At 60.3% G+C, this 17,407-nt stretch carries 17 protein-coding genes and 1 pseudogene; 13 read left to right on the top strand and 5 right to left on the bottom strand.

Annotation, left to right across the window (positions count from 1 at the left end; genetic code table 11):
- The first annotated feature begins 7 nt into the window (after positions 1-7).
- Positions 8-505: a transcription elongation factor GreB gene (gene greB / locus BZ163_RS16475; protein WP_128871798.1), complete on the top strand. Its 498-nt coding sequence runs from the start codon at positions 8-10 to the stop codon at positions 503-505.
- An 18-nt stretch (positions 506-523) separates the two neighbouring features.
- Here greB and BZ163_RS16470 read toward each other — a convergent pair whose 3' ends face one another.
- From BZ163_RS16470 to BZ163_RS16455, 3 genes are all read right to left on the bottom strand, one after another.
- Positions 524-832 (bottom strand): class I SAM-dependent methyltransferase, encoded by a 309-nt coding sequence (locus BZ163_RS16470; RefSeq protein ID WP_128871797.1) that lies wholly within the window; start codon positions 830-832, stop codon positions 524-526.
- Between the two features lie 779 nt (positions 833-1,611).
- Positions 1,612-2,046, bottom strand: a complete 435-nt coding sequence (locus BZ163_RS16460; protein WP_128871796.1) for a DoxX family protein — start codon at positions 2,044-2,046, stop codon at positions 1,612-1,614.
- Positions 2,047-2,152: 106 nt separating this feature from the next.
- Positions 2,153-3,574: a transglycosylase SLT domain-containing protein gene (locus tag BZ163_RS16455; RefSeq protein ID WP_128871795.1), complete on the bottom strand. Its 1,422-nt coding sequence runs from the start codon at positions 3,572-3,574 to the stop codon at positions 2,153-2,155.
- Positions 3,575-3,803: 229 nt separating this feature from the next.
- Here BZ163_RS16455 and BZ163_RS16450 point away from each other — a divergent pair.
- Positions 3,804-4,611, top strand: a pseudogene (locus BZ163_RS16450) (TatD family hydrolase).
- Between the two features lie 266 nt (positions 4,612-4,877).
- Here BZ163_RS16450 and BZ163_RS16445 read toward each other — a convergent pair.
- On the bottom strand, positions 4,878-6,083 hold the full coding sequence (locus tag BZ163_RS16445) for an acyl-CoA dehydrogenase (protein ID WP_128871794.1): 1,206 nt from the start codon (positions 6,081-6,083) through the stop codon (positions 4,878-4,880).
- A gap of 214 nt (positions 6,084-6,297) precedes the next feature.
- Here BZ163_RS16445 and BZ163_RS16440 point away from each other — a divergent pair, with 214 nt between their 5' ends.
- Positions 6,298-7,221, top strand: coding sequence for a LysR family transcriptional regulator (locus BZ163_RS16440; protein WP_128871793.1), 924 nt, complete (start codon positions 6,298-6,300; stop codon positions 7,219-7,221).
- A 139-nt stretch (positions 7,222-7,360) separates the two neighbouring features.
- Here BZ163_RS16440 and BZ163_RS16435 read toward each other — a convergent pair whose 3' ends face one another.
- A complete protein-coding gene (locus BZ163_RS16435; protein ID WP_128871792.1) occupies positions 7,361-8,047 on the bottom strand; it encodes an alpha/beta family hydrolase in 687 nt (228 codons plus the stop codon).
- A gap of 95 nt (positions 8,048-8,142) precedes the next feature.
- Here BZ163_RS16435 and ccoN (BZ163_RS16430) point away from each other — a divergent pair, with 95 nt between their 5' ends.
- The 10 genes from ccoN (BZ163_RS16430) (at position 8,143) to BZ163_RS16385 (ending at position 17,336) form a co-directional block, all read left to right on the top strand.
- Entirely contained in the window at positions 8,143-9,567 is a 1,425-nt protein-coding gene (ccoN, locus tag BZ163_RS16430; protein ID WP_128871791.1) for a cytochrome-c oxidase, cbb3-type subunit I, read from the top strand.
- 10 nt (positions 9,568-9,577) lie between these two features.
- On the top strand, positions 9,578-10,186 hold the full coding sequence (gene ccoO / locus BZ163_RS16425) for a cytochrome-c oxidase, cbb3-type subunit II (protein WP_128871790.1): 609 nt from the start codon (positions 9,578-9,580) through the stop codon (positions 10,184-10,186).
- 21 nt (positions 10,187-10,207) lie between these two features.
- Positions 10,208-10,408 carry a cbb3-type cytochrome c oxidase subunit 3 gene (locus BZ163_RS16420; RefSeq protein ID WP_168187375.1) on the top strand — a complete coding sequence of 67 codons (201 nt, stop codon included), beginning with the start codon at positions 10,208-10,210 and terminating at the stop codon, positions 10,406-10,408.
- A complete protein-coding gene (ccoP, locus tag BZ163_RS16415) occupies positions 10,405-11,358 on the top strand; it encodes a cytochrome-c oxidase, cbb3-type subunit III (RefSeq protein WP_128871788.1) in 954 nt (317 codons plus the stop codon). Before BZ163_RS16420 ends, ccoP (BZ163_RS16415) begins: the two co-directional genes overlap by 4 nt.
- A 482-nt stretch (positions 11,359-11,840) precedes the next feature.
- Positions 11,841-13,283, top strand: coding sequence for a cytochrome-c oxidase, cbb3-type subunit I (gene ccoN / locus BZ163_RS16410; RefSeq protein ID WP_128871787.1), 1,443 nt, complete (start codon positions 11,841-11,843; stop codon positions 13,281-13,283).
- A complete protein-coding gene (gene ccoO, locus BZ163_RS16405; RefSeq protein ID WP_018925301.1) occupies positions 13,283-13,891 on the top strand; it encodes a cytochrome-c oxidase, cbb3-type subunit II in 609 nt (202 codons plus the stop codon). Before ccoN (BZ163_RS16410) ends, ccoO (BZ163_RS16405) begins: the two co-directional genes overlap by 1 nt.
- Positions 13,892-13,896: 5 nt before the next feature.
- A complete protein-coding gene (locus BZ163_RS16400; RefSeq protein WP_003175465.1) occupies positions 13,897-14,082 on the top strand; it encodes a CcoQ/FixQ family Cbb3-type cytochrome c oxidase assembly chaperone in 186 nt (61 codons plus the stop codon).
- Entirely contained in the window at positions 14,079-15,062 is a 984-nt protein-coding gene (gene ccoP, locus BZ163_RS16395; RefSeq protein ID WP_128871786.1) for a cytochrome-c oxidase, cbb3-type subunit III, read from the top strand. Before BZ163_RS16400 ends, ccoP (BZ163_RS16395) begins: the two co-directional genes overlap by 4 nt.
- A 307-nt stretch (positions 15,063-15,369) precedes the next feature.
- Complete coding sequence (ccoG, locus tag BZ163_RS16390; protein ID WP_128871785.1) at positions 15,370-16,785, top strand: cytochrome c oxidase accessory protein CcoG; 1,416 nt, start codon at positions 15,370-15,372, stop codon at positions 16,783-16,785.
- Between the two features lie 11 nt (positions 16,786-16,796).
- Positions 16,797-17,336 (top strand): FixH family protein, encoded by a 540-nt coding sequence (locus BZ163_RS16385; RefSeq protein WP_128871784.1) that lies wholly within the window; start codon positions 16,797-16,799, stop codon positions 17,334-17,336.
- The last annotated feature ends 71 nt before the right edge of the window (positions 17,337-17,407 follow it).

Here is a 17,407-nt window from a genome sequence, read left to right as displayed (position 1 = left end):
AGTTGCCATGAGCCGTTATCGCCCTCCCCGCACTGCCGGCACCGCGCTGATCACCCCCGAGGGTGAAGCGCGGATGCGGGCCGAGTTCCATGAGCTCTGGCATGTGCGCCGCCCGCAGGTCACGCAGTCGGTCAGCGAAGCCGCGGCCCAGGGCGATCGCTCGGAGAACGCCGAGTACACCTACGGCAAGAAAATGCTGCGCGAAATCGACAGCCGCGTGCGCTTTCTCACCAAACGGCTGGAAGCGCTCAAGGTGGTCAGCGAGAAGCCGAGCGACCCGAACAAGGTTTATTTTGGCGCCTGGGTCACCATTGAAGACGAGGCTGGCAAACAATCGCGCTATCGCATCGTCGGGCCGGATGAGCTTGATTTGAAGTTGGGGCTGATCAGCATCGACTCACCGCTGGCCCGCGCGCTGATCGGCAAGGCCCTGGACGCGGAAGTTCGGGTCCAGACGCCTACCGGCGAGCAGTGTGTGTATATCGTGGCGATCGACTATCCCTGAGTCGCAGTGCGCTGAACCTCAGCGGCGGGTAATCAGCCCTTGTCGGGCAACGCGGGTCAGTTGCCTGATCACTTCGGGGGCGTCTTCGATGCTGGGTGATTGAATCACCGCCAGATCAAAGCTGTCGCTGGCAAATCGGGCCAGGGACTCGCCGTCTTCGACAAACTGGATCAGGAAGGCTGCAGGCCCGCCGGTGCGACGTGGCCAGCCATCGAGATAGCGCAGGAGCGTCGGCTGATGTTTGCCGCCCAGCAGGATTTTTGGGTTGCGCTGGGTCAGATGGGCCGTGATCGGCGCGGGGCGTATAACGGGGCTTAATGCATTCATCGTGTGATGTCTCTGCCTCAAAAAGTCTGCATGGCAGGTGAGAGGCAACACCGAACCAGCGCTTTAGCGGTATTTCGAAGCCTGTTTCAAGCTTCTGTCGGCAACTGATCGAGTCACCTGGCGCCCCGCAAGTAGCTGTTTAAATCGGCGCATGAGCAGCATCCTAGAGAAGCTGACCGGAGGGTGTCAAGAATGACGCGCAACAAAAAACGGCTGCGCAATGGGGAAAGTTGTTGGCTTGTCGGATCGCCGCACCGCAGCGAAGACGGCGGATCAGTCGACATCGATGCCGAATGTCAGTCCGCCTTCGCGAGCAAGCTATCTCCCACAGTTGGATCGGGTACATCCGCAGAAACAGGTCGGCTATTAGGCCGCCTTCGCTGGCAAGCCAGCTCCCACAAGGTCCAGGTACATCCGCAGAATGAGGTTGGCTATTAGGCCGCCTTCGCTGCTGTGCGGCGGGGGTAGCCATTTCATTATTTGTATTGGCGTACACCTGCGCCCTTCACCACTCATCAGGCCGAGCGTTAGCTCGCCTGCAGCGCTTGATCTTGATCCACCCGCCCCGTCGGGAGGCTGAGTGGAGGTGTTCATCCGGGGAGTGGCGCGCAGCGCCGTTCGACGCAGTCGAACACGCTGCATGTAGGTCGTCGCGAAGAAGACCGGAGGGCAGTGTCCCCGGATGGATACCGGAGTGAGGGGCCGTCAGCGGCCAATACCGCAGCAACGGATATGTACTCACTCAACGAGACACAGGTCGGCCCGAAGGCCGCCTTCCATCACCCCGCGATGGCCCGATCAACCGACAGCTTGCCCGCACCCTCAATCAACACCGCAATGCTGCCGCCCAACAAGGCCAAAGCGAACTCATACCCGTTATTGGCCATGAACAGCCCATTACCAATATGCACCGTGAAAATCGCCACCAGCGAGAGAAAGGTCAGACCCAAGGCTGCCGGGCGCGCCAGCAGGCCGATGATCAATGCCAGGCCGCCAAAGAACTCGGTACCGCCCGCCAGCGTCGCCATCACATAGCCTGGCGTCAGACCGATGCTCTCCATGTACTGCGCCGTGCCTGCCAATCCATAACCACCAAACGCACCGAACAGTTTCTGCGAACCGTGGGCAGCGAAGATGATGCCGACGAAAATCCGCAGGACAGTCAGGCCATAGCCGGCGCGGGTAAACAGTACCTTGTTGATCAGTGTGCTCATGCTGTGTCATCCATTCTGGAGTTGAGGTTTCGGTTGGCCGCTATATTAATCAGTAAATATCATGTTAAAAGCGCAATATATCCGCCATAACAATCAGTTTATTCGATCATTTACGCGAGACAACCTTCTGCCCCCCGGGCTCCAACGACTCCCGCTCCCGATCGAACGCCAGGTAATACTTGTTCACGCTATTAACATAGCTGACGGCGCCCATTCCCACCTGCTCCATGGCGATGCGTTCCACCTGGAAGAACCACTGATTGGGATTCAAGCCCCGGCGACGCGCCTCGGCACGCATGCCTTGCACCCGCTCCGGCCCCATGTTGTAGGCCGCCAGCACAAACGCCATGCGCTCGCGTTCGTTGAGTTTGGGGCTGGAAAAGAATTTGCGACGGATCATTGCCAGGTACTTGGCCCCCGCCTGCACATTGGCATCGAGGTTCTGGATATTGTTGACCCCCACCCGCTGGGCCGCGGAGGGGGTGATCTGCATCAGGCCGGTGGGGCCGCTGCCGCTGCGGGCATTGGGTTGCAGGGACGACTCCTTGAACGCCAGTGCCGCCAGGTTCAGCCAGTCCATGCCTTGGGCATCAGCGTGTTTCTGCAGCACCGGTCGCAGTTTTTCCAGGCGCTGTCGATCAGCCTTGGCCAAGGGATAGTGCACGCGATACAAGCGTCGATAGGTCCGCAGGAACGCGACGTCCTGATCCGATGGTTTTTTGTACCCGGTCAGGAAGCGATCGATGCTCGCGCGCAACATCGAAGCATCGCGGCGCACGAACCAGTACTCCTCGCCCGGCTCGCTGATGAGCACCTGCCGATCAAAACGCAACTTGGGCAGGATCTTGCCCCAGCGCTCGGCAATCGGTTGTTCGACGATGGTCAGGTGGAAAATCCCGCCCTGGACCATCTCCAGCACATCCTCGACCGCCAGGCTGGGGTCGACCCACTCGATCTTCACCGGCGCCAGCTTGCGCAGCGCCAGCTTCTGATTGATCTGACTGACCGCATCGCCAGCGGCACTGCCGGTGGGGAGCGCCAGGGTTTTGCCCGAGAGTTGTTCAAGACGGGTATAGCGTCGCTCGCCCTTGATACCGACCAGCAGCAAGGGTACGTTGCTCGACACCGGAGCACTGGTGCTGACCGCAAAGCCGGGCCGCAGATCGAGCAGTTCCCCGGGCGCCACCAGATCCCCCTCGCCGCGCTGCAGCGCACCGAGCAATTGATCCTTGGCCTTGGGAATGATCTTGAGGGTGATTTCCTGACCGTCTCGGGCGTGACCGTTGAGGTATTGCTCGAAGGCGCGCAGGCGATGGTATTCGACGCCAATGGACTGGCCCTGGACCTCGCCCGAGCTGTTGCGGCTCTGATTGACCAGCACCCTCAGCACCCGGCTGCTGCGGATGTCCGCCAGATCGCGGACCTTGGCTGCCGGCACGGCTTGCAGCGGCCCGGCCAGGCGCGCAACCGCGGGCATCGGCAGCAGCAACGAACAACACAGCAGTAGCAACACCGAGGGACGAATCATCCGCTCTCCGCAAAGAATACCGGGTCGATCGTTTTCATGAGATCGAACGACAGAAACAGAGCGCTCTGAGCGCTGACAAGGTGCCGAAAACTGGCACAGTGATGGCATATCGACCAACCGGACCTGTCTCTCGGCCTCAAGAGACAGCAATAACCCGTTGTAGTTCTTGGTTTTTCTTATAAATCTGCAGCTCTGATATGCTTTCCGGCCTTTGGTCCGAGGTAGCACCATGCAACTCATCGATATCGGCGTCAACCTGACCAACCCCAGTTTTGCCGACAAGCACCAGGCGGTACTCGACCGTGCCTACGCGGCCGGCGTCTGCCAGTTGGTGCTCACCGGGACCAGTGTCGAGGGCAGCGAACAGGCGTTGGAGCTGTGTCGCCAGCTGGATGACACGGCACAACGCCTGTTCGCCACCGCCGGTATTCATCCGCACTCGGCCAGTGACTGGAATGCCGACAGCGACCGGCAACTGCGTAGCTTGCTCAAGGAGCCGAATGTGGTGGCCGTGGGTGAATGCGGACTGGATTTCAATCGCGATTTCTCGCCGCGTCCGCAGCAGGAAAAAGTTCTCGAAGAGCACTTGGCGATGGCGGTCGAGCTACAGATGCCGGTATTCCTCCATGAGCGCGATGCCAGTCAGCGTTTGCTGGAGATCCTGCGTGATTACCGGGATCAGTTGCCCGCCGCGGTGGTGCATTGCTTCACCGGCGAAAAAAAAGGCCCTGTTCAGCTACCTGGATCTGGATTTGCACATCGGCATTACCGGCTGGATTTGCGACGAGCGCCGCGGCACGCACCTGCATCCGTTGGTGAAGGAAATCAAGCGCGGGCGGTTGATGCTGGAGAGCGATGCGCCGTACCTGTTACCGCGCAGTTTGCGGCCCAAGCCGAAAAACGGGCGCAACGAGCCTGCGTATCTCACCGAAGTGTTGCGCGAAGTGGCGCTGCATCGTGGGGAAAGCGAGGAAGAGCTGGCGGCTCACAGCACTGCGTGTGCGCGGGCGTTCTATGGGCTGCCGATGGTCGACTGACAAACCATCGACCTTTGACTCAAAACCGACCTTTGTAGGAGCGAGCTTGCTCGCGATGGATTCAAAAGCGCCGCGTTTAACCTGTAAACACGCGTTAACGTTTACGACCATCGCGAGCAAGCTTGCTCCTACATAAGCACCGCGTTTATCCAGCAAATACGCGTTATCGTTTACGACCATCGCGAGCAAGCTTGCTCCTACATAAGCACCGCGTTTATCCAGCAAATACGCGTTATCGTTTACGTCCATCGCGAGCAAGCTTGCTCCTACCGGATGTACTTGCCGATCTCGAACTTGCCGATCGCCGCGCGGTGCACTTCGTCCGGGCCGTCGGCCAGGCGCAGGGTGCGCTGCATCGCATACATGTAGGCCAGCGGGAAATCGTTGGACACCCCTGCCCCGCCATGGATCTGGATCGCCCGGTCGATCACCCGCAAGGCGACGTTCGGCGCCACCACCTTGATTTGCGCGATTTCGCTCTTCGCAATTTTATTGCCGACCGTGTCCATCATGTACGCGGCCTTCAATGTCAGCAGGCGCGCCATGTCGATCTCCATCCGCGAATCGGCGATCTTGTCGATGTTACCGCCCAGACGTGCCAGGGGCTTGCCAAACGCTGTACGGTTCACCGCGCGCTTGCACATCAGTTCCAGCGCGCGCTCAGCCATGCCGATCGAACGCATGCAGTGGTGAATCCGGCCAGGGCCGAGGCGACCCTGGGCGATTTCAAAGCCGCGGCCTTCACCCAGCAGGACGTTTTCGTACGGCACCCGGACATTGTCGAACAGCACTTCGGCGTGACCGTGAGGGGCATCGTCGTAACCGAACACCGGCAACGGGCGCACGATTTTTACCCCCGGGGTATCCACCGGCACCAGAATCATCGAGTGCTGGGCATGACGCGGTGCGTCCGGATTGCTCAGGCCCATGAAGATCAGGATCTTGCAGCGCGGATCACAGGCGCCCGAGGTCCACCATTTTTTGCCGTTGATCACCCACTCGTCGCCATCGCGCACGGCGCGTGCGGCCATGTTGGTGGCATCGGAGGACGCCACGTCCGGCTCGGTCATGGCAAACGCCGAGCGAATATCGCCGCGCAGCAAGGGTTCGAGCCAGCGTTGCTTCTGTTCTTCGTTGGCGTAACGCACCAGCACTTCCATGTTGCCGGTGTCCGGCGCGGAGCAGTTGAACGGTTCCGGCCCCAGCAGCGAACGGCCCATGATTTCCGCCAGCGGCGCGTATTCCAGGTTGCTCAGGCCGGCACCGAGTTCAGACTCGGGAAGAAACAAATTCCACAGCCCTTCAGCCTTGGCCTTGAGTTTGAGCTCCTCCATGATTGCCGTCGGCTGCCAGCGATCGCCCTCGGCGACCTGGCGCTCGAACACGGCTTCGGCCGGATAAACGTAGGAGTCCATGAACGCGGTCACGCGCTCACGCAGTTCTTGCACCTTGGGCGAATAAGCGAAATCCATGGGCAGCTCTACCTTTCGACAGGGGGTTTTGATGAGTTGTTCAGGTCATGCAATCGATGCTAGAACAGCTACGAAAATTTACCTAGCCTATTCTCGGCGTGTATTAACATTCATCACCGATATATGATCGACTGATCGTCAAGGCCACCCAGCCCCCATAAACGTCCGTATGACACGCGCCAATAACACCGCCCCTATAACAAGAGTGCACGCAATGAATCTGAGCAAGGTCGACCTCAATCTTTTCATCGTCTTCGATGCGATCTACACCGAAGCCAACCTGACCCGGGCCGGGCAGATCGTCGGAATCACTCAACCGGCGGTGTCCAACGCCCTGGCTCGCCTGCGTGAGACCTTCAACGATCCGCTGTTCGTGCGCACCGCCCAGGGCATGGTCCCGACACCGATGGCCCAGAACATCATCGGCCCGGTACGCAACGCCCTCTCCCTGCTACGGGTCTCGGTCCAGGAAAGCCGCATCTTCAATCCATTGCAGGCGGTCAAGACCTACCGCATCAGCATGACCGACCTCACCGAAGCGGTGATTCTGCCGCCCCTGTTCCAGCGCCTGCGCCGCCTGGCCCCCTCGGTGATCATCGAGAGCTTTTTGTCCAAGCGCCGCGAAACCACCAAGGATCTGGCGGCCGGGCGCCTCGACTTCGCCGTCGATGCGCCGCTCAACACCGACCCCCAGGTGCGCCACGTCAAGCTGATGGAAGATCGCTACGTGTGCGCCATGCGCAAGGGGCATCCGCTGGCAGGCAAGGAAAAATTCAGCCTCGACGACTACCTCTCCCTGACCCACATCCATATCTCCAGCCGTCGCAGCGGTCTGGGCCATGTCGATCTGGCGCTGGGCAAGATGGGCATCCAGCGCAAGATCGCCCTGCGCTCCCAGCATTACCTGATGGCCTCGCAAGTGTTGCAGCAGACTGACATGGTCATGACCGTGCCGGAGCGCTTCGCCCGCCGCCATGACTTGTACTCGGTGAACTTGCCGGTCAACGACGTACCGCCGGTGGAAACCCACCTCTACTGGCACGAAAGCACCGACCAGGACCCGGCCAACCGCTGGATGCGCGAGCAGATGATCGAGCTGTGCCAGCAGGTGACGGCCCATGAAAAGAAGCCCCTGTAGGAGCGAGCTTGCTCGCGATGGTCCCAAGGGCGACGCATTTATTCAGCGAGCACGCGTTATCGTTGACGTCCATCGCGAGCAAGCTCGCTCCTACAGGGACAGGGCATGGCGAGGGCGGCGATGGGGCGGCAGCGAAAGCTCACAGAACAAACGCGGCAACCTTGTTCGCCGCTGTCGCCAGATGCTGTTCATGGGTAAACCCCGAAGCCTTCAACGGCTTCAGGTCATGATCCCCCGCCACCAGCCAGAACACCTCGATACCCGGCGCCAATGTGTAAGCCTCGACCGCCTCGCGATTACCCAGCGCATCCCGCTCACCCTGCACGATCAACGTGGGCGTCTGCAATCCGGCCAGATGCTCGACCCGCGGCTTCTGCGGCTTGCCGACCGCATAAAACGGATACCCCAGGCACACCAGCGCATCCACCCCCAGTTCATCCGCCAATAGGCTGGCCATGCGCCCGCCCATGGACTTGCCGCCAATAGCCAGGCGCCCAGCGACATGACGTCGCACCACGGCATGGACCTCACGCCAGCATTCCAGCAATTTGGGGGCCGGGTTTGGTGGACGTTTGCCGCCATCAAGGCGCCGCTGCGCCATGTATGGAAACTCGAACCGCAACACGTTGACGCCTTGAGCCGCAAGGCGTGCAGCCATGTCGTCCATCCAGGCACTGTCCATCGGCGCACCGGCGCCGTGGGCGAGAATCAGCGTCACAGGCGCGGCCGATCCCTTTGCGGCAGCCTCATTCCACAACCATCCGTGTTCGCGCACACACTGCGCCCATTGATCCCCGTCAATACTGGCCTTGTGCTCTTTGCCCATGCTTGCCTCGCTTTTAGTCTGCCTATAACTCCAGGCGAAGTGAGCGTTGCCTTGCGCATCCGCCTTCACTTCAGCTGAACCGTGGATGGGGAACCATGAACACTTCTATCAGTACCGCCTACAACTACAAGGTGGTCCGCCAATTCGCCATTATGACGGTGGTGTGGGGCATCGTCGGCATGGGACTCGGGGTTTTTCTCGCAGCCCAATTGGTCTGGCCTGAACTCAACTTCGACTTGCCGTGGACCAGTTTCGGCCGCCTGCGCCCGTTGCACACCAACGCCGTGATCTTCGCCTTCGGCGGCTGCGCCCTGTTCGCCAGTTCGTTCTATTCGGTGCAACGCACCTGTCAGACGCGATTGTTTGCGCCGAAAATCGCCGCGTTCTGCTTCTGGGGCTGGCAAGTGGTGATCCTGCTGGCGGCGATCAGCCTGCCGCTGGGTTACACCAGCTCCAAGGAATACGCCGAGCTGGAATGGCCGATCGACATCCTGATCACCATCGTCTGGGTCGCCTACGCCGTGGTGTTCTTCGGCACGATCATGCAGCGCAAGACCAAACACATCTACGTCGGTAACTGGTTCTTCGGCGCATTCATCATCACCGTGGCGATTCTGCACATCGTCAACAACGTTGAACTGCCGGTGAGTTTCACCAAGTCCTACTCGGTATACGCCGGTGCCACCGACGCCATGGTGCAGTGGTGGTACGGGCACAACGCCGTAGGCTTTTTCCTCACCGCCGGCTTCCTCGGCATGATGTATTACTTCGTGCCGAAGCAGGCCGAACGCCCGGTGTATTCCTATCGCCTGTCGATCGTGCACTTCTGGGCGCTGATCACCCTGTACATCTGGGCCGGCCCGCACCACTTGCATTACACCGCGCTGCCGGACTGGGCCCAGTCGCTGGGCATGGTGATGTCGCTGATCCTGCTGGCACCGAGCTGGGGCGGGATGATCAACGGCATGATGACGCTCTCCGGCGCCTGGCATAAGTTGCGCAGCGACCCGATCCTGCGCTTCCTCGTGGTGTCGCTGGCGTTCTACGGCATGTCGACCTTCGAAGGGCCGATGATGGCCATCAAGACGGTGAACGCCCTCTCCCACTACACCGACTGGACCATCGGCCACGTGCACGCCGGCGCCCTCGGCTGGGTAGCGATGATCTCGATCGGCGCGCTGTACCACATGATCCCGAAAATCTTCGGCCGCACGCAGATGCACAGCATCGGCCTGATCAACGCGCACTTCTGGCTTGCCACCATCGGCACCGTGCTCTACATCGCGTCGATGTGGGTCAACGGCATCGCCCAGGGCCTGATGTGGCGCGCGGTCAATGCAGACGGCACGCTGACCTACTCCTTCGTCGAAACCCTGGTGGCCAGCCATCCCGGCTTCGTCGTGCGCCTGGTCGGCGGTGCGATTTTCTTCAGCGGCATGCTGCTGATGGCCTACAACACCTGGCGCACCGTGCGGGCCTCGCAGCCTGCCGAAGCCGCCGCTGCCGCGCAGATCGCCTGAGGAGGCCGCCATGAAACACGAAACAATCGAGAAAAACGTCGGCCTGCTGATGCTGTTGATGGTACTGGCCGTGAGCATTGGCGGCCTGACCCAGATCGTCCCGCTGTTCTTCCAGGACGTGACCAACAAACCGGTCGAAGGCATGAAGCCCTACACCGCACTGCAACTGGAAGGTCGCGACATCTACATCCGCGAAGGCTGCGTCGGTTGCCATTCGCAGATGATCCGGCCGTTCCGCGCCGAGACCGAACGCTACGGCCACTACTCGGTGGCCGGTGAAAGCGTCTGGGACCACCCGTTCCTCTGGGGCTCGAAACGTACAGGTCCGGACCTCGCCCGGGTTGGCGGTCGCTACTCCGAAGACTGGCACCGCGCGCATTTGTACAACCCGCGCAACGTGGTGCCGGAATCGAAAATGCCTGGCTACCCATGGCTGGTGGCCAATCAGCTCGACAGCAGCCACACCGAAAGCAAGATCAAGGCGATGCGCACCCTCGGCGTGCCGTACACCGACGACGACATCGCCGGCAGCGTGGCTTCGCTCAAGGGCAAGAGCGAAATGGACGCGCTGGTCGCTTACCTGCAAGTGCTCGGCACATCCATCAAGAGCAAGAGGTGAGCCATGTCCATGCCCTTTGAAATCGTAAGCGTAATGAGCAATGGAATGATCCGCGGCCTGGGCACGGTCGTGGTGTTCGTGGCCTTCGTCGGCCTGACGCTGTGGGTGTTCAACCGCAAGCGCAATCCGGAGTTCGCCGAAGCGCGTTTGCTGCCGTTCGCCGACGAGCCGCCATCCGATAGCACTCAAGAATCAGCGACAACAAGGAGTACCCGGCCATGACCACCTTCTGGAGTACGTGGATCTGCGTACTGACCATCGGCAGCCTGATCGGCCTGACCTGGCTGCTGATCGGCACCCGCAAGGGCGAAACCAAGGGCAGCGTCGACCAGACCATGGGCCACAGCTTCGACGGCATCGAGGAGTACGACAACCCGCTGCCGCAGTGGTGGTTCATGCTGTTCGCCGGCACGCTGGTGTTTGCCGTGGGCTATCTGGTGCTGTACCCGGGCCTGGGCAACTGGAAAGGCATCCTGCCGGGTTACGAGGACGGTTGGACCGGCGTCCACGAGTGGGAAAAGGAGATGAACAAGGCCGATGCCAAGTTCGGGCCGATCTTCGCCAAATTCGCGGCGATGCCCGTGGAAGAAGTGGCCACAGACCCGCTAGCGTTGAAAATGGGCGGTCGCCTGTTTGCCTCCAATTGCGCGGTCTGCCACGGCTCGGATGCCAAGGGCGCTTTCGGCTTCCCGAACCTGGCGGACACCCGCTGGCGCTGGGGCGGCAACGCCGACACCATCAAGACCACAATCATGGGTGGTCGCGTGGCCGCAATGCCGGCCTGGGGTGAAATCCTTGGTGATGCCGGCGTGAAGAACGTCGCGGCTTATGTGCGACATGACTTGGCCGGCCTGCCGTTGCCTGCCGACACAGGTGCCGACCTGCACGCCGGACAGCAAGCGTTCAGCACCATGTGCGTAGCCTGTCATGGGGCAAACGGCCAGGGCACTGAAGCCATGGGCGCGCCGAATCTGACGCAACCGGCCGGCTTTATTTACGGTACAAGCCTGGCGCAGCTGCAACAGACCATTCGCCATGGCCGCCAGGGCCATATGCCGGCGCAGAACGAACTGCTCGGCAACGACAAGGTGCAACTGCTGGCCGCTTATGTTTACAGCTTGTCTCATGGATTGACCACCGAGCGTTTGCAGGCTGAAGGCAAACACGAATAAATCTCGACCGCTCTGCTGCCGCATTCTCCCGGATGCGGCAGTTCCCTGCCCCTTTGCGACCAAGTGTCGCACCCCTCCGTTGGTCCTCCTTTCGGTTCCCCGGATTCGGGTCTAAGCTTCCCCGATGCGGACTGGCATGAGCCGGTTCCAGGTCGACCCAACCCGATGTGTTCGACGAATCTGCTCGATGACAAGCCGCAAAGGCTGGTAGATACCGGCTGTCGTGCCAATTGCCATCTGTTACCCGATCGTTGTGTTTGAACACACCCCGTTACATCCGACCTGACCCCCTCACCATTTTCGTCTGCTGCGACATTTTGCCCTTGGGCAATTTTGACCTTACGCGGCGCATGGAAAGGCCGCAGAATCAGCTTTTGAAAGCATTGACCCAGGTCATGGCGCGTTGCAATGACCCCCCGCTTTCTCCATACTTGCGGCCGATTTTTACTCCTAATAAAACACCCAAACCGTGGAACCTTAGAATGAGCACAGCAATCAGTCCGACTGCTTATAACTATAAGGTAGTCCGCCAGTTCGCCATCATGACGGTGGTCTGGGGGATCCTTGGCATGGGGCTTGGTGTCTTCATCGCCTCACAGCTTGTATGGCCGGAATTGAACTTCGGTCTGCCGTGGACGACTTTTGGACGCTTACGCCCGTTGCACACCAACCTGGTGATTTTCGCCTTCGGTGGTTGTGCACTGTTTGCCACTTCTTATTACGTCGTGCAGCGAACCTGCCAAACGCGACTGATTTCCGACAGCCTCGCCGCCTTCACCTTCTGGGGTTGGCAAGCGGTGATCGTCGGCGCGATCGTTACCTTGCCGCTGGGTTACACCACCACCAAGGAATACGCGGAACTGGAATGGCCCCTGGCTATTCTGCTGGCCATCGTCTGGGTTACTTACGGTCTGGTGTTCTTCGGCACCATCACCAAGCGCAACACCAAGCATATCTACGTGGGCAACTGGTTCTACGGTGCCTTCATCGTTGTGACGGCGATGCTGCACATCGTCAACCACGCGTCCCTGCCGGTCAGCTTCTTCAAGTCCTACTCGGCTTACGCCGGTGCGACTGACGCGATGATCCAGTGGTGGTATGGCCACAACGCGGTCGGGTTCTTCCTGACCACCGGCTTCCTGGGGATGATGTACTACTTCGTACCGAAGCAGGCCGAGCGTCCGATCTATTCCTATCGCCTGTCGATCGTGCACTTCTGGGCGCTGATCACCCTGTACATCTGGGCCGGTCCGCACCACCTGCACTACACCGCGCTGCCGGACTGGGCTCAGTCCCTGGGCATGGCGATGTCGATCATCCTGCTGGCACCAAGCTGGGGCGGCATGATCAACGGCATGATGACCCTGTCGGGCGCCTGGCATAAGCTGCGCACCGACCCGATCCTGCGCTTTCTGGTGGTGTCGCTGGCGTTCTACGGCATGTCGACCTTCGAAGGCCCGATGATGGCCATCAAGACCGTCAACTCGCTGTCGCACTACACCGACTGGACCATCGGCCACGTACACGCCGGTGCTCTTGGTTGGGTAGCGATGATCTCGATCGGTGCCATCTACCACATGATTCCGAAACTGTTCGGTCGCCCGCAGATGCACAGCATCGGCCTGATCAACACGCACTTCTGGCTCGCGACCATCGGTACCGTGCTGTACATCGCTTCGATGTGGGTCAACGGCATCACCCAGGGCCTGATGTGGCGTGCAATCAACGACGACGGCACCCTCACCTACTCGTTCGTCGAAGCGCTGCAAGCCAGCCACCCCGGTTTCATCGTTCGCGCCCTGGGCGGTGCGTTCTTTGCCAGCGGCATGCTGTTCATGGCCTACAACGTATGGCGTACCGTACGTGCCTCGAACCCGGTTGAAGCCAAAGCTGCTGAACAGATTGCTGTAGTTGGAGCTCACTGATGAAGCATGAAGCAGTCGAGAAGAACATTGGCCTGCTGGCCTTCTTCATGGTTATCGCCGTCAGCATCGGCGGCCTGACCCAGATCGTTCCGCTGTTTTTCCAGGACGTCACCAACAAGCCGGTCGAAGGCATGAAGCCTCGTACCGCGCTTGAACTGGAAGGCCGCGACATCTACATCGCCAACGGTTGTGTCGGCTGCCACTCGCAGATGATCCGCCCGTTCCGTGCTGAAACCGAACGTTACGGCCACTACTCGGTCGCCGGTGAAAGCGTCTGGGACCACCCGTTCCTGTGGGGTTCCAAGCGTACCGGTCCGGACCTGGCCCGTGTCGGCGGTCGTTACTCCGATGACTGGCAGCGTGCGCATTTGTACAACCCGCGCAACGTGGTGCCTGAATCGAAAATGCCGGCCTACCCGTTCCTCGTGGAAAACAAGCTCGACGGCAAAGACACCGCCAAGAAAATGGAAGTGTTGCGCACGCTCGGCGTCCCTTACACCGACGAAGACATCGCCGGCGCCAAGGATGCTGTGAAGGGCAAAACCGAAATGGACGCGCTGGTGGCCTATCTGCAAGGCCTGGGCACCATCATCAAAAGCAAACGGTGATTTAGATGGATATCGGGATGATTCGTGGCCTGGGCACCGTTGTTGTGATGGTGGCCTTCATCGGTCTGGCGTTGTGGGTGTTCAGTCCCAAGCGCAAGTCGGAGTTTGAAGACGCGACCTTGCTGCCTTTCGCGGATGATCCCGAAGCCATCAAGCACGTCGAGCAAGCTTCTAGGAGTAACAAAGAATGACTACGTTCTGGAGTCTGTATGTCACAGTCCTCAGTCTCGGCACCATCTTCGCCCTGACCTGGCTGCTGCTGTCTACCCGCAAGGGCCAGCGCAGCGAAGCCACCGAGGAAACGGTTGGCCACTCCTTCGACGGGATCGAGGAGTACGACAACCCGCTGCCAAAATGGTGGTTCATGCTGTTCGTGGGCACCATCATCTTCGCCCTGGGCTATCTGGTGCTGTACCCGGGCCTGGGCAACTGGAAAGGCCTGCTGCCGGGTTACAACTACCTCGATAACGACAAGCAGACCGCGTTCGCCAACGGCCAGACCGGCTGGACCGGCGTTCACGAGTGGGAAAAGGAAATGGCCAAGTCGGACGCCAGGTTCGGCCCGATCTTCGCCAAGTTCTCGTCCATGCCCATCGAAGAAGTGGCCAAGGATCCGCAAGCCCTGAAGATGGGTGGCCGCCTGTTCGCCTCCAACTGCTCGGTCTGCCACGGTTCCGACGCCAAAGGCGCCTATGGCTTCCCTAACCTGACCGACGCCGACTGGCGCTGGGGCGGCGAAGCGGAAACCATCAAGACCACCATCATGGGCGGTCGTCACGCGGTGATGCCGGCCTGGTCCGAAGTGATCGGCGAGCAAGGCGTGGCTGACGTTGCCGCATTCGTGCTGACCAACCTCGATGGCCGCAAGCTGCCGGAAGGCGCCAAGGCCGACCCGGTTGCCGGGCAGAAACTGTTCGCGGCCAACTGCGTGGCCTGCCACGGTCCGGCAGGCAAAGGAACGCCAGCCATGGGCGCCCCTGACCTGACCCACCCGGGTGCGTTCATCTACGGCTCGAGCTTCGCTCAGCTGCAGCAGACCATCCGTTACGGCCGTCAGGGCCAGATGCCTGCGCAGGAACAGCTGCAAGGCAACGACAAGGTCCACTTGCTGGCCGCTTACGTCTACAGCCTGTCTCACGGTGAGAAGGCTCCGGCGGAAGACGCCCAGTAAGGCTTGATGCAATAAAAAACGCCCCGCCAGTGAGAATTGGCGGGGCCGTTTTTTTTTTGCGGCCCCGCGGGGCGCTTAAGCTTAAAAGCGAGGTCATCGGCGAGCAGCTGGGTTCGGCTATAGTCAATTGACCTGCATCATGTTTTGTTACATCTGCTACACCATTCATGATTTTTCCCCAACGCGACCAAAGGTCGCACCCTTGAGGCAGAGCGACAGGCGTATCATTGCGCCACTGCTACACCCTTTTTGACCGCGGTCGGCATGTACTGACCGGGGCATTTTTCCACTGCCGTGGGATGCAATGATGAGCAACCAGATTCCGGTACACGACGTTACCCCGCCTGCCAAAAACACCAACAACAGCGTCGACCTCTACGCCTCACGGGAAAAGATCTACACCCGCGCCTTCACCGGCCTGTTCCGCAACCTGCGGATGATGGGGGGTGCCGGGCTGTTCCTGCTGTATTTCGGTACGGTCTGGCTGAACTGGGGTGGCCACCAGGCCGTCTGGTGGAACCTGCCGGAGCGCAAGTTCTTCATTTTTGGCGCGACCTTCTGGCCCCAGGACTTCATCCTGCTTTCAGGGATTCTGATCGTCAGCGCCTTCGGCCTGTTCTTCATCACCGTGTACGCCGGGCGGGTCTGGTGTGGCTATACCTGCCCGCAGAGTGTCTGGACCTGGATTTTCATGTGGTGCGAAAAGGTCACCGAAGGCGACCGCAACCAGCGCATCAAGCTGGACAAGGCGCCGATGAGCGCCAACAAGTTCCTGCGCAAGTTCAGCAAACACGCGATGTGGCTGTTGATCGGCTTCGTCACCGGCATGACCTTCGTCGGCTACTTCTCGCCGATCCGCGAACTGACCATCGACTTTTTCACCGGCGCAGCCGATGGCTGGTCCTACTTCTGGGTCGGTTTCTTCACCCTCGCCACCTATGGCAACGCTGGCTGGTTGCGTGAACAGGTGTGCATCTACATGTGCCCGTACGCACGCTTCCAGAGCGTGATGTTCGACAAGGACACCCTGATCGTGTCCTACGACCCGCGCCGTGGCGAATCCCGCGGCCCGCGCAAGAAAGGCGTCGACTACAAGGCCATGGGCCTGGGTGATTGCATCGACTGCACCATGTGCGTCCAGGTCTGCCCGACGGGGATCGACATCCGCGACGGCCTGCAGGTGGAATGCATCGGCTGTGCCGCCTGCATCGATGCCTGCGACAGCATCATGGACAAGATGGACTACCCGCGCGGCCTGATCAGCTACACCACCGAGCACAACCTGTCCGGGCAAAAAACCAATAAACTGCGGCCCCGCCTGATCGGCTATGCCACGGTGCTGCTGGCGATGATCGCCTTGCTGGTGACCGCGTTCTTCATGCGATCGCTGGTCGGCTTCGATGTCAGCAAGGACCGCGTGCTGTACCGCGAAAACGCCGAAGGCCGGATCGAGAACGTCTACAGCCTGAAGATCATGAACAAGGACCAGCGCGACCACACCTACCTGCTGGAAGCCACTGGTTTGCCGGACCTCAAGCTGCAAGGCAAGCGCGAGATCAAGGTCGCCGCCGGGGAGATTTTCAGCCAGCCGGTCGAGTTGTCCAGCGCACCGGAACAACTGCCGTCGAGTACCAACGAGGTGAAGTTCATCCTCAAGGACGCCGATGACGCCAGCATCCACGTTGAAGCCAAGAGCCGATTCATCGGCCCACAAATTCGTTGAGAGAAGTGACCATGCCCGCAGCAACTGCCACAAGTCCCTGGTACAAGCACCTTTGGCCGTGGATCATCATCGCCATCCTGGCCTGCTCGGTCACCCTGACCCTGTCCATGGTGACGATCGCGGTGAACAACCCGGACAACCTGGTCAACGATAACTACTACGAGGCCGGCAAGGGCATCAACCGTTCGCTGGACCGTGAGCTGTTGGCCCAGACCCTGCTGTTGCGCGCCAGCGTTCACCTGGATGGCGTGACCGGTGAAGTCGATGTGCGCCTGAACGGCAATAGCGCACCGGCCACCCTGGAGTTGAACCTGATCTCGCCGACGCAGCCGGAGAAGGATCGCAAGATCACCCTCGCCCGCAGCGAAACCGAACAGGGCCGCTACATCGGCCAGGTGAGCGACAAGGTCGACGGCCGTCGCTTCGTGGAGTTGCTGGGCGTGCAGGATGGGAAGACCTGGCGCATGTTCGAGGAAGAACAGGTCAGTCATGACAAGGACCTGCTGCTGGGTGATGAGCCGCTGCAGGGCGCCGAAGACCTGAAAAAATAAAATCGCGCTTCGCGCTTCGCTGGCAAGCCAGCTCCTACAGGATCACGCAAACCTTTGTAGGAGCTGGCTTG

Origin of the sequence: Pseudomonas sp. VI4.1, assembly GCF_002029345.1 — a bacterium.
GTDB lineage: Bacteria > Pseudomonadota > Gammaproteobacteria > Pseudomonadales > Pseudomonadaceae > Aquipseudomonas.
The sequence above is the reverse complement of the archived record's forward strand: the minus strand, read 5'-3'. Positions and strand labels throughout refer to the sequence as shown.